This is a genomic window from Halostagnicola sp. A56, from assembly GCF_000691505.1.
Taxonomy (GTDB): domain Archaea; phylum Halobacteriota; class Halobacteria; order Halobacteriales; family Natrialbaceae; genus Halostagnicola.
In genome coordinates this window covers 70,144-85,542 of record NZ_JMIP02000021.1, presented here as the reverse complement: position 1 = coordinate 85,542, position 15,399 = coordinate 70,144, and the positions used below count along the sequence as shown (strand labels likewise).

Sequence of the window (15,399 nt, the reverse complement as noted above, 5' to 3'; positions counted from 1 at the left end):
CGTTCTGTGCGTTCGTCGGCTCCTCGCTACGCTTAACATACCTCCCCCGAGAAAGGCAAACGAATGCTCGAGGGAGTCAACGTCGCACTCGGGGTATCCGGATCGATCGCCGCCGTCAAAACGGTCGAACTCGCCCACGAACTGCGACGCCAGGGGGCTGGCGTTCGGGCCGTGATGACCGACAGCGCCCAACATATCATCCACCCGTGGGCGCTCGAGTTCGCCACCGAACGCGACGTCGTCACCGAGATCACGGGCGGCGTCGAGCACGTCGATCTCTGTGGTTACGACGGCTGGGCCGACGTCCTGCTGATCGCACCGGCGACCGCGAACACGGTCGGAAAGATCGCTGGCGCGGTCGACGACACGCCGGTGACGACCTGCGCGACCACCGCCCTGGGCGCGGACACGCCGGTCGTGATCGCGCCCGCGATGCACGAACCGATGTACGACCACCCGGGAGTTCTCGAGGCGATCGACACCGTCGAGGATTGGGGCGTCTCGTTCGTCGATCCGCGGATCGAAGAGGGGAAAGCGAAGATCGCCAGCGATGAAGCCATCGTCTGCGAGACCGCTCGAGTCGCGGGCGAGCGACCGCTCGCAGGAGAGCGCGTCGTCGTCACCAGCGGCGCGACCAGCGAGCCGATCGATCCTGTCCGGGTGCTGACGAACCGCTCGTCGGGACGGATGGGTCGGGCCGTCGCGCAGGCCTGTTACGTCCGCGGCGCGGACGTGACGCTCGTCCACGGTCACGTCGGACCGCACTCGCTCGAGGGGTCGTCGCCGGTCGCCGATCTCTCGGCGGGCGAGGACGGACCGGCGCTTCCGTACGCGAGCGTCGAACAGGTCGAAACCGCCGCGGAGTTGCTCGATGCGACGCTCGAGGCGTGTTCGGCGGCCGACGCGCTCGTCTCGACGGCCGCGATCGCCGATTATACGCTCGAACCGAGCGAGGAGAAGCTTCGTTCGGGGGCGAAACGAACACTCGACCTCGAGCCGACGGCGAAGGTGATCGACGAAGTGAGAGAGAGACGCCCGACGCTGCCGATCGTCGGCTTCAAGACCGAAACGAGCGGCGACGACGGGGCGATGATCGAAGCGGCTCGAGAGACGTTAGCGCGGGCGGATCTGGCGTTCGTCGTCGCAAACGACGCGAGCGTGATGGGCTCCGATCGAACGCGGGCGCTGCTCGTCCACGAGGAGAACGCGGCCCGCTACGAGGGGACGAAAGCCGACCTCGGCGCTGAGATCGCCGAGTCGCTCGCCGTCGTGCTCGGGGACGAGACTGCGACCTGACGTCGTCTAGTCTCGCGATCGAGTTGTCGAGTTACTGGGGATCGTCACACGGACGATTCGCTCTCTGAGGGTGACTCATTTCCGGCCGCATTCCCGAATTATCGGACGGTCAACCTATCCGCGCGGCGCTATCTGGATCGTCAACTTTTACTCCCCAACCGCCCCATCCACGACATGGATCAGTTACAGCGGTCGTTACTCGAGGCCCCGATCATCGAGAAAGACGGCTACCACTACTTCGTCCATCCGATCAGCGACGGGGTGCCGAAACTCGATCCGGGCCTGCTGCGCGAGATCGTCATCCGGATCATCCGAAAGGCGAAACTCGAGGAGGTCGATCGCATCGTCACGCCGGCGGCCATGGGGATTCACATCTCCACCGCCGTCTCGCTGATGACGGACATTCCGCTGACGGTAATTCGAAAGCGAAAATACGGACTCGAAGACGAGGTCGCAATCTCCCAGCAGACCGGCTACTCCGAAAACGAGATGTACATCAACGACGTTCGCGAGGGCGAACGCGTCCTCGTCCTCGACGACGTGCTCTCGACCGGCGGCACGCTGGCCGCGGTCCTCGAGGCGCTCGATGGTATCGGCGCCGAGGTCGTCGATACGGTCGCAGTCATCAAGAAGGTCGGCGGCGAGAACAAAGTCGAAGACGTCGATCACCACGTCAAAACGCTCGTCAACGTCGACGTCGTCGACGGCGAGGTCGTGATCGTCGACGAGGACGGCGACTGATCGCGACGCTCGATCGGCGACCGACGCAATATTTAATTCGGCCTGAGATAACACCTTGATGTGTACGCGAGTCACGCGGTCGGTTCGTGAATCCAGAAAACGACCGGTCAGGGGACCGTCCGACCCGTCGGCAGTTGCTCGGTGCCACCGGTTCGGTGCTTCTCTCGAGTGCGGCGGGCTGTCTCGACGACGATAGCGGCGCGATTTCGTTTCCGCTCTCGGTTCGACTCGAAGTCGACGCGGACAACACCGATCGTCTCGCCTGGACCGCCGCCATCGCCCAGGTGATGGAGCAGACGGGCTACTTCGACGTCGAAATCGAACAGTACGAACTCGACGATTTCCTCGAACGCATCTTCCAACCGAAATACGCGACCAAGGGTAACGTTCCGTTTCTCAGCATCTCGGGGACGTTCAACCCGGAGAGTTACTGCGATCCGCTTCACGGAACCGAAAATCAGGGACAGTGTTGCAACCTGAACGGGCTCGGGTACGACGAACTCGACGCGATGATCGACCGGGCCCGCTTCGGCACCGAAGTCGTCGACGATCCGGCGCTTCGCGCGCGCCGGTACGACGAGATCTGGCGCGAACTGGCCGAGTTCCGCGGCAGTTCCGTTATCACCTACATCACCGAAGAGTACGTCAGAAACACCGACGTCCGTGGCTTTTCACCGTATCCGTTCGTAGAGGGAACACTCGAGTACGCGCTTTACTCGCCGGCGGATCGCGTCCTCACCTGGATCGATCGAAACGCCGACGGCGCGACCGGGGACGAGTGGTCGGCCCACCGATCGGGCGGCACGCTCCGGTACGGAATGGACGCGAACGTCGAGTCCTTCGACCCGCCCTACAGCACGGATATTTACTCCACGTCGGTCCAGTCGCTGCTGTTCGAGAGCCTGACCACCCTCGACGCCGAGGGTAACGTCTTTCCCTGGCTCGCCAGGGGGTACGAGTTAGTCGACGTTCAGGACGTCGACCGGCGCGCGTACGAACCGTATATGCGCCCCGTCCCGACCGACGACGAGGGCGTTCTCGAGTTCGACGGCGAGGCTGACGTGCAGGCCATCGTCGTCCACCCTGACGACGACCGGATCGCGGACGAGGAGGTTCGCGTGCTCACGCCAGCTGACGCTGCCGACGCGGTCGAAGCGGGGGTCTACGGGATGCAGTATCGCTACGAGTTACACGAGGGCGTCACGTTCCACAACGGCGAGGAACTGACCGCCGACCACGTCGTCGCGACCGCAAAGCGCTACGAGAACTCCGACGTCGCCGCACAGACGTTCGATTCGGTCCTCCACGTCGAGGCGGTCGACGAGTACGTCGTCGACATCTACGCGCAGGTGCCGGACGCCGAAGCCGAGCGGGAGCTCCCGAGCTTTCGGATTCACACCCTCGAGCAGGCAGAGTTGCCCCCGAACGGGATCGATCCGCTGCAGGATACGCCGCCGATCGGGACCGGCCCCTACGAGTTCGAGACCTTCGCGGACGAACGGTACTTCCGGGCGCGAAAGACCGACGACTACTGGCTCGAGCGGAAGGGAATCGACGCCCTCGAGTGGTACGACGGGCCCGAGTCGTTTCCGGCGGGGCCGGTCATCGACGAAATCGATGTCGAAATCATCTCGAGCGATTCGACTCGCTCCGCCGCGCTCCAGAACGACGAAATCGACCTCACGTTCGGGCTCGTCTCCTCGACGCTCGAGGAGTACGAGGACGACGACGGCTACGTCGTCGACTCGATTCAGGGCGGGGGCTATCAGTTCTTCCAGTACCCCGTCACCGTCGAGCCGTGGGACGACGCGCGGCTCCGACGAGCCGTCAATCACCTCGTTCCGCGAGCGCGGATCGTCGAGGAGGTCCTCGACGGCTGGGGCGAGCCCGCATGGACGATGCTGCCGAAAATCGCGCGCGAAACCGGGACGGCAGACTACGAGGCGCTCGAGGCGGACCTCCGGGAGAAAAACGCCTTCGATACGGCGGCCGCGATCGAGTTGATCGAAACGGTGATCGACGACCGCGGGTACGATTCGAACGTCCAATGACGCTCCGACGGTACGTCCTGCGCCGGATACTGTTGATCGTCCCGGTTCTGGTCGGCGTCTCGATGCTCACGTTCGCGCTCGTCTCGCTGACGCCCGGCGATCCGGTGAGTCGAATGGTCGCACAGAACCCGAGCGTAACCGCCGCCGAGGAGGCCCAACTCCGCGCCCAGTACGGCCTCGACGGCCCCGTCTGGCAGCAGTACCTCACCTGGCTTGGGAACGTCGCGACTGGCGACTTCGGCGTGGTGTACGGGACGGATCGCCCGGTTTCGGCGGTCGTCGGGAGACGGCTGCCCGAGACCGTCGCGCTGGGCGTCTTCGGCTGGCTGTTCGCGGTCGGAATCGCGATCCCCACGGGGATCTACGCCGCGGTTCGAAAGGGTTCGGTGGGCGATACGGTCAGCCGCGTGTTCGCGCTGTCGGGAGTGTCGATCCCGAACTTCTGGCTCGGTCTCGTGTTCGTCCTCGTGTTCGTCCTCTGGGCAGGGTGGTGGGACGTTCGACCGCCCCGGGAGCCGCTCACCCATCCGGAAACGCTGTGGCATTTGGTGTTACCGGGCGTGACGATCGGAACGGCGACGTGCGCGTCTATCATGCGCGTCCTTCGCACGTCGATGGCCGAGGAACTGAACGAGGAGTACGTGACCGCCGCGCGTGCGAAGGGACTCCCCGAGCGCCAGATCGTCTGGAAACACGCCCTTCGAAACGCATTGAGCGCGGTCGTCACCGTCGTCGCGACGCTGACCGCGGGCATCGTCGCCGGGGCCGTCGTCGTCGAGGTCGTCTTCTCCTGGCCGGGGCTCGGCCGCGAACTCGTCGAAGCGATCCACGGCCACGAGATCAATCTTGTCGTCGCGATCACGCTGCTTACCGCTGTCACCGTCGTCGTCTGTAACCTCCTCGCGGACATTATCTACGCCGTACTGGATCCGAGGATCAGATATGACTGAACAGCGCGCCGACCGCGGTCGGATTCGGATACGCGGCTTCGAATCCGAGCAGGGCGAAACTCGAGGGGGTTCGCCCGATGGGGCGGGGAGCGCTCGAGGCGGCTCCGCTGATCGAGTGAGAGGCACTCGAGGCGGTTCCACCGATGGGGAGACGAGTGTGCGAGGTGACTCACGCCAGTGGAACTCGAACGTCCAACCCGAATCCGTCTCGGGCTGGCGACGCGCCCTCTCGCGGTTCGCTCGAAACCGCGAGGCCCTGGTGGGGCTCCTGATCGTCTGCTCGATGTTGCTCGTGTCGATTCTCGCTCGCCCGATCGAACTCTGGGGCGTTCCTATCCAGCCCGTCTCGCTGGCACCGTATCCCCCGTCAGAGATGCTGTGGCTCACGCAGGACGTCTCGGCGTACGACCCGCCGTCGGCGGCCCATCCGATGGGTCTCGACGGCAACGGACGCGACGTGTTCTCGCGGGTCCTCGTCGGCGGCCGGTACAGCATCTCGATCGGGCTCGTCGTCGTGACGATCACGAGCGCTATCGGGATCGCGTACGGCTCCGTCGCGGGGTATTACGGCGACTGGGTCGACGAACTCCTGATGCGCGTCGTCGACATGATCCTCGCGTTTCCCGACCTCGTGCTCGCGCTGGTCGTGGTCGCGCTGTTCGGCAACGGCTACTGGCAACTGGTCCTCGCGTTCTCCCTTTTCGGCTGGGCGAGTTACGCTCGAGTCATCCGCGGGGAAGTACTCGAGGTCAAGGAGACGGAGTACGTCGTCGCGGCCAAAGCGCTGGGTGCCAGCGACCGGTCGGTCCTGTTCAAACACATCGTTCCCAACGCCGTCCCGCCGGTCGTCGTCCTCGCGACGCTCAACATCGGCACCGTCGTCATCGGTGTGGCGTCGCTCGGCTTTCTCGGGCTCGGCCTCCCGCCCGCGACCGCCGAGTGGGGGACGATGCTCGAGGGCGCTCGCGACGCGATCGTGCAGGGCCCCGGCGGCGGGATTCACTGGTGGGTGACGGTCTTTCCGGGCGGTGCGATCTTCGCGTTCGTCCTGTCGATCAACCTGATCGGCGACGCGATCACCGACGCGCTCGACGCTCGGGCGACCGACTCAAGAGCGCGGTTCGAGCGGCGATGAGCCGCTCGGCGAATGACTTTTTGCGCTCGCGTCGGTCGTCAACGTATGGCACGCAACGAATCGGCGGCGGACCGGATCGCTTATCGCAGAGCAAACGCCGTCGACCCCGAGGCCTTCCTCCGCGAACTCACGGTCGTTGAGCCGACCGAGGACGGCGAGAACCTCCAGTTCACCCCGGCGTTCGTCTCGAGAGTCGACCGACAGCTCGAGAAAGTCCGTTCGGCGGGCGTCGAGACCGCGGACATCGCGGACATGTTCGGCGTGACAGAGGCGAACGTGACGGTGGCGGATCGGCCGTACACGGCCTACAAGACGCGAACGACGGTCCGCAACTGGCCGTCGGAGGCCGCCCTCGAGCTAGACGTCGCGGTGGACAGGGAACTGCGTTCGGAGACCGACCGGTGGGACGAGGTCCCGCCCAGACAGCGCCACCGGCTGTTGCAGTCGCTGCGGTCCTTTCGAGACGACTGCCCGTTCTGTGGGGGACCGGTGGCGATCGGCGACGAGACGGTCGAGTCCTGCTGTGGCGACACCGAGGTCGTGACGGTCGGCTGCGGCGAGTGCGACCGCCGGTTCCTCGAGTTTTCCGCCGATTCCATCCCGGGGAGATGACGGTCCGGAATCCGATCGATCGGCTCCGCCAGCCCGACTACACCGGGAAGAATCGGTGCACTCCCTGTACGCTCTTGAACGTCGCGATCGCGGCCGTCCTCGTCGTCGCGGCCACGACGCTCGCGCTCTCGAGGACCGACCGCGTCGGCGCGGCGGTCGTCGGAACGGCGCTGGCGGCCGTCTCGGGGGCGGCGATCTACCTCCGCGGGTATCTCGTTCCGGGCACGCCGCGGCTGACGAAGGCCGTATTACCGGATCGCGTCCATCGGCGGCTCGAGACCCGCCCGTCCGGCGTCGACGACGATGCATCGATCGATCTCGCGTTGAAAGGCGTCGGAGCGACTCGGAGCGCAGATGACGAGCGCCGGTCTGTGGGGGACGATCGGCGGGCGGCACCGATCGACCAGCCGACACCGACCGACGAGGATAGCGATTCTGGTGAAGATAGTGACGCCAGTGACGGAGACTGGTCTAGCGAAGATTATGTTCTCGAGACCGATACGGACGAGGGATCGCTCGAGAACTAGCTCAGTTGGAAACTACCAGTAGTTGGGTGTCGGCTTTCTTTATTTAGAGTTGAGAGTGAAACTCACGCTAAGTACAGGTCAAGTAGTTAAATATCCAGCGGCGAATCGAACGAAGCAGCAGAATCGTTTCAGAGGGCATAAAAAACGAATTCAGAGCGACTATTGTCAACTTGTCGATGATATATGAATAGTTCCTCTCCATCGAGCAGAGTAGATCGACTCTCCGTGAATCTTTCTCTGACAGCCTCTCGTCTCAACGACTCGCCAACACCACTTCTGTAACCATCACTCACAGCGGCGCTGTCAGTCGATCAGTACCGATAAGAGGGCGCAACGGAAACGCCACCGCGTGAGCGAGCTTGGTAAAATCGACCGCACGTTCTTCGAGCGCCGCGTCGCCCCGAACCTCGGCGCGCGGCGAGACGACGTTTCGATCGGTCCCCAGCACGGCGTCGATTTCGGCGTCCTCGACATCGATGGGCGAGCGCTGGTCACCGCGACCGACCCGCTGTCGATCCTCCCCGCGCTCGGTCTCGAGCGCGCCGCGCGGTTCGCGCTCGACCTGATACTCGCCGACGTCGCGGTCAGCGGCGTTCCCCCGTCGCACCTCTCGATCTGTTTTACGCTCCCCGAATCGATGCGCGACGAGGAGTTCGCGACTATCTGGGAGACGATCCACGCCGAATGCGAGGCCCTCGGCGTGTCCGTCGTCACCGGCCACACCGCCCGCTATTCTGACCCCTCCTATCCGTGGGTGGGCGCGGCGACCGCCATGGGCGTCGGCGACCACGACGATATAGTTCGCCCCGACGGGGCTCGAGTCGGCGATAGACTCCTCCTGACGACCGGCCCCGGCGTCGAGTCGGTCGGCCTCCTGAGTACGCTGTTCGGCGACCAACTGGCCGTTTCCGAGGACGCGCTCGAGAACGCGCGGGAACGACTCGAGGACGTCCACTGCGTCCGCGACGCACTTTCAGCCGCCGCGGCGGGACCCGTGACCGCGATGCACGACGTCACCGAGGGCGGCCTCGCGGGCGCGCTCAACGAGATGGCCGACGGCGCACAGCGGGCCAGCGCCGAGCGGGACGTTCGCTTCGAAATCGACGGTGCGGCCGTTCCGATGCGCCCCGGCGTGGCCGAGGTCTGTGACGCCCTCGAGATCGACCCGTGGCACGCGACCAGCTGTGGCTCGCTCGTGATCGCCGTCGATCCGGCCGGCGTCGACGCCGTTCGCGAGGCGCTCGAGGCCCGGGGAACCGTCGTCGCCGAGATCGGAGGGGTTGTCGACGAGAGTGGGTTAGACGAAATCGAGGAAACAGGGACGGGCGACGAAGGCGGCTCCGTCTTCGTCGACGGAACGCGGCTCGAACATCCCCACGTCGACCCCTCGTGGGCCGCGTACGCCGAGCTGGCGGGTGAGTGAGTTTCGGCCAGCAGGGGCCCCCGATCAGGCCCACCACCGATAAATACACCGGAGGAATAGCTTCGGTATGCGCACGGACGCACCAGAAACGCCACCGATCGCCCTGACGATCGCCGGCAGCGACTCCGGCGGCGGTGCCGGAATTCAGGCCGACCTCGCGACGATGGCCGCCCACGATGTCTACGGGACCAGCGCCATCACCGCGGTCACGGCCCAGCACAGTCGCGGTGTCGAACGCTCCTACCCGCTTCCGCTCGAGGAGGTCGAAGCCCAGCTAGCCGCGGTAACCGACGATTTCGACGTCGGCGCGGCTAAGACGGGGATGCTCGCGACGACCGAAATCGTCCGCGCCGTCGCGAGCGAGGCGGCGAGTTTCGAGTTTCCGCTCGTCGTCGATCCCGTGATGGTCGCGACCTCCGGCGATCGGCTGCTCGAGCCGGCGGCCGAACGCGCGTACGAAGAGCTCATCGGCGAGTCGAGGGTCGTCACGCCGAATGCGGACGAAGCCGAGGTGCTGACCGACGTTGTGGTCGAAGACCAGCCGAGCGCGATCGAGGCCGGCGACGCGCTCCTCGAATTGGGGGCGGACGCGGCGCTGATCAAGGGCGGGCACGTCCCAGGTGAGACGATCAGCGACGTGCTCGTCACCGCCACGGGCACCACGACGTTCGAACACGCTCGCGTCGACACCGACGCGACTCACGGCTCGGGCTGTACACTCGCCGCGGCCGTCGCCGCCCGACTCGCACGCGACGAGTCGCTCGAGGCCGCCGTCGGCGGTGCGACCGACTTCCTCACTCGCGCGGTTCGATACCACTACGACGTCGGGAGAGGCCCCGGCGCGGTCAATCACGGCGTCGAACAGCGAAACCGGGCGACCATGGAGGTAACCGCAGAGTCGATCCGCGCCGCCGTCGACCGGATCGTTGAGGCCGATATTACCCCGCTCGTTCCGGAAGTGGGGACGAACGTCGTCGGCGCGACGCCGTACGCCGAGTCCCTCGAGGAGATCGCGGCCGTCGAGGGACGGATCACCCGCACGCTCGCCGGGATCAGTTCCAACGGCGCGGTTCGGTTCGGGGCCTCCCGAAACGTCGCCCGATTCGTCCTCGATGCGCGGGAAGTGTGCCCGAACGTGCGCTTTGCGTGTAACCTCCGGTTCAACGCGGATGTCGAGCACGCACTCGAGGAACTCGAGTGGACGACCGCCGAACTCGAACGCGATCGCGACGCCGAGGCCGACGCAGAAACCGACGAGTGGGTCGCCCCAGCTGCGGTCGAATCGCTCTTCGACGGCGATAGCGGCCACCCCATCGCGGTCGTCGACCGCGGTGCGGTGGGCAAGGAGGCGATGACGTACCTCGTCGCGACGGAGTCCGAGACGCTGGCCGACCGCGTACTCGCGCTCTCCGAGCAGTTCGGCGAGTGATCGTCCGCGGGCAATCGCGTCTTCCGCCCCTGTGTTACTCCTCGAGACGGAGCCGCCGTGCAAGCGAGCGACCACTTTCGCCCCGGAACCCGCAGGTCTTTTGCGGTGGAAGGACAGTCCTCGTGTATGACAGAGGCGACGGGTATCGTCGGCGAGTTTCTCTCGCTCAAGGAGACCACCGACGCCGAGGTGCTGGCGATGCAGTGTGGCGACTTCTACGAGTTCTTCGACGCGGACGCCGAACTCGTGGCCGAGGAACTCGACCTCAAACTCTCACAGAAGTCCTCCCACGGGTCGTCGTACCCGATGGCCGGCGTGCCGCTCGACGACCTGACGCCCTACCTCAAGGCGCTCGTCGAACGCGGCTACCGCGTTGCCGTCGCCGACCAGTACGAGACCGACGACGGGCACGCACGCGAAATCGTCCGCGTCGTGACCCCCGGGACGCTCCTCGAGACGAGCGACGCCGACGCCCAGTATCTCGCGGCCGTCGTCGAGGACGGTGCTGCAGACGGATCGGCAGGCGCGTCACCCACCGCCGACGGCGGTGATGACGCGTCGTACGGCCTGGCGTTCGCCGACGTGACGACCGGACGGTTCCTCGTCGCGGCCGGCGAGGACAGGGCCGACACGCTGACCGAACTCTATCGGTTCGATCCCGTCGAGGTGCTTCCGGGTCCCGCGGTTCGAAACGACGACGAACTCGTCCGGCAGATTCGCGAGCGGACCGACGCGACGTTGACCCTCCACGAGGCCGAGTCGTTCGCGCCCAAACGCGCCGAACACGTCGTTCGCGAGCAGTTCGGACGCGAACCACTCGAGGGCCTTTCGGCTCCCCAGCCGGCGATTTCGGCGGCGGGTCGATCCTCTCGTACGTCGAGGAGACCGGAGCCGGCGTGCTCGCGTCGATGACCCGGATCACGACTCACCACAGCGACGACCACGTGACCCTCGACGGGACGACCCAGCGAAACCTCGAGCTCACCGAGACGATGCAGGGCGACCGCGAGGGGTCGCTGTTCGCGACCGTCGACCACACCGAGACGAGCGCCGGCGGACGACTGCTCAAGGAGTGGCTCCAGCGACCGCGCAGGTCGCTGTCGGTCCTCGAGGAACGCCAGCAAAGCGTCGGGGCGCTCGCCTCGGCCGCGCTGGCTCGCGACGAACTCCGCGAGGTGCTCGGGGCGGCCTACGATCTCGAGCGACTGGCCTCGAAGGCGACCCATGGGAGCGCCGACGCGCAGGACCTGGTCGCGGTTCGAGAGACGCTCGAGGTGCTGCCACAGGTTGCCGACGCGATCGACTCGGACGCGGAGTTAGGCGGGTCACCGCTCGCGTCGATCGTCGACCGGCCGGACCGAACGGCGGTCGCCGATCTCCGAAAGATGCTCGAGGAAGCGATCGCAGAAGACCCGCCCTCGACGGTAACCCAGGGCGGCCTGCTCCAGCGGGGCTACCACGAGGAACTCGACGAAGTGATCGACCGCCACGAGGAGGTTCGACGGTGGCTCGAGAGCCTCGCTGACCGCGAGAAACGCCAACACGGCCTGAGCCACGTCACCGTCGATCGGAACAAGACCGACGGCTACTACGTTCAGGTGGGTAAGTCGGTCGCAGACGAAGTGCCAGAGCACTACGAGCAGATCAAGACGCTGAAAAATTCGAAGCGGTTCACGACGCCCGAACTCGAGGAGAAAGAACGCGAAGTGTTGCGACTCGAGGAGGAACGGGGCGAGTTGGAGTACAAACTCTTCGAGAAACTCCGCGAGGACGTCGCCGCGGAGGCGGCGCTCTTACAGGACGTCGGCCGTGCGATCGCGACCGTCGACGCGCTCTCGAGTCTGGCGAGTCACGCCGCCGAAAACGGCTGGGTTCAGCCCGACCTGCGCCGGGACGGCGACCTCGAGATCGATCAGGGTCGCCACCCCGTCGTCGAGCAGACGACCGAGTTCGTGCCCAACGACGTGCGGATGACCGACGACCGGGGCTTTCTGGTCGTCACTGGCCCGAACATGTCCGGGAAATCGACGTACATGCGCCAGGTCGCTTGCATCGTCTTGCTCGCGCAGGTCGGCAGCTTCGTGCCCGTTCGAGAGGCCGACATCGGACTGGTCGACGGCATATTCACCCGCGTTGGGGCGCTCGACGAACTGGCACAGGGGCGCTCGACGTTCATGGTCGAGATGAGCGAACTCTCGAACATCCTCCACACCGCGACCGAGGAGTCGCTCGTGATTTTGGACGAGGTTGGCCGGGGGACCGCGACCTACGACGGCATTTCGATCGCGTGGTCGGCGACCGAGTACCTGCACAACGAGATTCGAGCGAAGACGCTCTTTGCGACCCACTATCACGAACTGACCGGACTCGCCGAGCACCTGCCGCGGGTCGCGAACGTCCACATCGCTGCCGACGAACGCGACGGCGACGTGACCTTTCTCCGAACGGTTCGGGACGGCCCGACGGATCGCTCCTATGGCATCCACGTCGCCGACCTCGCCGGGGTTCCAGCGCCCGTCGTCGACCGGGCGCGGGACGTGCTCGGCCGCCTGCGCGAGGAGAAGGCCATCGAGGCCAAAGGCGACGGCTCCTCGGAGCCGGTCCAGGCCGTCTTCGACCTCTCGAGTGGCACGATGGAACGGTCAGCGACGACCGATGGCGGCGAGGCCACGTCGAAATCGGGTACCCAGGCCAATCTCGAGACGGCGGCGAGTAGCGAGACGGACGCCGACCGCGAAACCGGACCCGAGCCCGAGAAAGCCGACGTGCTCGCGGATCTCGAGGAGGTAGACGTGAACGAAACGTCGCCCGTCGAGTTGCTCTCGAAGGTACAGGAGTGGCAACGGAGGCTCGAGGATGAGTGACGAAAACGGTGCTGACGACCGTGCTCCCGACGGCCGCGAGGTCGACTCTGCCGCCCATGATACCGATTCCGACGCCCGCAATACTGACTCGGACGGCCACGAAATCCGCGAACTCGACGAGGACACCGTCGCGCGCATCGCCGCGGGCGAGGTCGTCGAACGGCCCGCTAGCGCCGTCAAGGAACTGCTCGAGAACAGCCTCGATGCCGACGCCTCGAGGGTCGACATCGCCGTCGAGGACGGCGGGACGGAGCTGATCCGGGTCGCAGACGACGGCCGCGGGATGACCGAATCGGCGGTCCGGGCGGCGGTCCGCCAGCACACGACCAGCAAGATCGAGGGGCTCGAGGACCTAGAGTCCGGGGTCGCCACGCTCGGCTTCCGCGGCGAAGCGTTACACACGATCGGGTCGGTGTCGCGCCTGACCGTCGAGACGCGGCCTCGAGCCGACGGCGACGGAGCCGGTCGGGACGAAGCGGGCGGGGCGGGCACGAAACTCGTCTACGAGGGCGGCGAGGTCACCGCCGTCGAGCCGACGGGCTGTCCTGAGGGGACCGCCGTCGAGGTGGCGGACCTGTTCTACAACACGCCCGCCCGGCGGAAGTTCCTGAAGACGACGGCGACGGAGTTCGCCCACGTCAATCGCGTCGTCACCCGCTACGCGCTGGCAAATCCCGACGTCGCCATCTCGCTGACCCACGACGGTCGCGAGGTCTTCGCGACGACGGGCCAGGGCGATCTGCAGGAAGCGATCCTCGCGGTGTACGGGCGCGAGGTCGCGAAGGCGATGATTCCCGTCGAGGCCGACGGCGACGAACTCCCCGTCGGCCCACTCGAGTCGGTGACGGGGCTCGTCTCCCACCCCGAGACGAACCGCTCGAGTCGGGACTACCTCGCGACGTACGTCAACGGTCGGGCGGTCACCTCCGACGCGATCCGGCAGGGGATCATGGGTGCCTACGGAACCCAGCTCGGAAGCGACCGATACCCTTTCGTCGTGCTCTTTCTCGAGGTGCCGGGCGAGGCCGTGGACGTAAACGTCCACCCGCGCAAGCGCGAGGTTCGCTTCGACGACGACGATGCGGTGCGCAGAGCTGTCGATTCGGCCGTCGAATCCGCGCTCCTCGAGCACGGTTTGCTCCGCTCGAGCGCGCCGCGGGGCCGTTCCGCGGCGCGCGAAACTCGAATCGAGCCGGATCGGTCTAGGGGGGGATATAGCGAACCAAATGAGCGCGAATCGGATCGATCACTCGAGGCCGACGCTGCCGGGGAGAACGCGGGCGAAACGAGTGGCGACGAGGCGACTCGAGCGTCGAACGCGCGGTCGGATTCGACGGTGGGATCGGAGACGAGCGCGGAGTCGACGGCGAACGCGGAGACGGCTGGCGACGACTCCACGACGGCGCGCGGTTCCGATCGCTCGGCGGCGACGGCTCGAGGGGAACGTTCCTCGAGAACCGAGGACGACGCGCCGGAGTCCGCCACGATGTCCGCGGATGTGGACGCCGCGAGCGGAGAGACGCAGTCGTCCGAGCGTTCCGATCAGGCCGAGTCGGGCTCCGGAACCGCTTCCGAAACTGGGTCTGTCGGGTCGAGTGTCGAGCGTGGCGGCGACCTCGAGCCCGCGCGCAAGTTCTCGGGCGACACCGAACAGCGGACGCTCGCGGGCGAGGCCGCGACCGGCGAGGAGGCGTCGTTCGACTCTCTTCCAAACCTTCGGGTTCTCGGACAGCTACGGGACACCTACCTCGTCTGTGAAACCGACGACGACCTCGCGCTGATCGACCAGCACGCCGCGGACGAGCGCGTGAACTACGAACGACTTCGGGAGGCCTTCGCCGACGATTCGACGGCGCAGGCGCTCGCATCGCCGGTCGAACTCGAGCTCACGGCGGCCGAAGCCGAGGCGTTCGAACACTACCGCGAGGCGCTCTCGCGACTCGGGTTCTACGCCGACCGGACCGACGATCGGACGGTTGCCGTGACGACCGTCCCCGCGGTGCTCGAGAAGACCCTCGAGCCGAGCCGGTTGCGTGACGTGCTGACGTCGTTCGTCGAGGGCGATCGCGAGGCGGGTTCCGAGACGGTCGACGCACTGGCCGACGACTTCCTCGGCGATCTGGCGTGTTACCCCTCGATCACGGGCAACACGTCGCTGACCGAGGGATCCGTCCTCGAGTTGCTCGAGGCGCTCGACGCCTGCGAGAACCCCTACGCCTGCCCGCACGGCCGCCCGGTGATCGTTCGCTTCGACGAAGCGGAGATCGAGGATCGGTTCGAGCGGGATTATCCCGGCCACGGCGGCTGATCTCGATCGAGGAGACGCCCCTAGAACGTGCTCAGAATGTGCTGCCAGCACGTCTCTACGAGC

At 66.2% G+C, this 15,399-nt stretch carries 10 protein-coding genes and 1 pseudogene; all 11 read left to right on the top strand.

Annotated features, from left to right (window positions below):
• Positions 1 to 63: 63 nt before the first annotated feature.
• The 11 genes and pseudogenes from coaBC to mutL all read left to right on the top strand — a co-directional run bounded on the left by coaBC (position 64) and on the right by mutL (position 15,336).
• Entirely contained in the window at positions 64 to 1,296 is a 1,233-nt protein-coding gene (gene coaBC, locus EL22_RS12780) for a bifunctional phosphopantothenoylcysteine decarboxylase/phosphopantothenate--cysteine ligase CoaBC (RefSeq protein ID WP_050051861.1), read from the top strand.
• A 174-nt stretch (positions 1,297 to 1,470) separates the two neighbouring features.
• Positions 1,471 to 2,037, top strand: a complete 567-nt coding sequence (gene hpt / locus EL22_RS12775) for a hypoxanthine/guanine phosphoribosyltransferase (RefSeq protein ID WP_050051860.1) — start codon at positions 1,471 to 1,473, stop codon at positions 2,035 to 2,037.
• Positions 2,038 to 2,324: 287 nt separating this feature from the next.
• On the top strand, positions 2,325 to 4,088 hold the full coding sequence (locus EL22_RS12770; RefSeq protein ID WP_050051896.1) for an ABC transporter substrate-binding protein: 1,764 nt from the start codon (positions 2,325 to 2,327) through the stop codon (positions 4,086 to 4,088).
• Positions 4,085 to 5,038 (top strand): ABC transporter permease, encoded by a 954-nt coding sequence (locus EL22_RS12765; RefSeq protein WP_050051859.1) that lies wholly within the window; start codon positions 4,085 to 4,087, stop codon positions 5,036 to 5,038. The genes EL22_RS12770 and EL22_RS12765 overlap by 4 nt, the downstream gene beginning before the upstream one ends.
• A complete protein-coding gene (locus tag EL22_RS12760; RefSeq protein ID WP_050051858.1) occupies positions 5,031 to 6,173 on the top strand; it encodes an ABC transporter permease in 1,143 nt (380 codons plus the stop codon). The genes EL22_RS12765 and EL22_RS12760 overlap by 8 nt, the downstream gene beginning before the upstream one ends.
• A 45-nt stretch (positions 6,174 to 6,218) precedes the next feature.
• Positions 6,219 to 6,785, top strand: coding sequence for a hypothetical protein (locus EL22_RS12755; RefSeq protein WP_050051857.1), 567 nt, complete (start codon positions 6,219 to 6,221; stop codon positions 6,783 to 6,785).
• Complete coding sequence (locus EL22_RS12750; RefSeq protein WP_050051856.1) at positions 6,782 to 7,312, top strand: hypothetical protein; 531 nt, start codon at positions 6,782 to 6,784, stop codon at positions 7,310 to 7,312. The genes EL22_RS12755 and EL22_RS12750 overlap by 4 nt, the downstream gene beginning before the upstream one ends.
• A 349-nt stretch (positions 7,313 to 7,661) precedes the next feature.
• On the top strand, positions 7,662 to 8,735 hold the full coding sequence (locus EL22_RS12745) for an AIR synthase family protein (protein ID WP_050051855.1): 1,074 nt from the start codon (positions 7,662 to 7,664) through the stop codon (positions 8,733 to 8,735).
• Positions 8,736 to 8,802: 67 nt separating this feature from the next.
• Positions 8,803 to 10,164, top strand: a complete 1,362-nt coding sequence (gene thiD, locus EL22_RS12740; protein ID WP_050051854.1) for a bifunctional hydroxymethylpyrimidine kinase/phosphomethylpyrimidine kinase — start codon at positions 8,803 to 8,805, stop codon at positions 10,162 to 10,164.
• 126 nt (positions 10,165 to 10,290) lie between these two features.
• Positions 10,291 to 13,028, top strand: a pseudogene (gene mutS / locus EL22_RS12735) (DNA mismatch repair protein MutS).
• Complete coding sequence (gene mutL, locus EL22_RS12730) at positions 13,021 to 15,336, top strand: DNA mismatch repair endonuclease MutL (RefSeq protein WP_082146777.1); 2,316 nt, start codon at positions 13,021 to 13,023, stop codon at positions 15,334 to 15,336. Before mutS ends, mutL begins: the two are co-directional and overlap by 8 nt.
• Positions 15,337 to 15,399 lie beyond the last annotated feature (63 nt).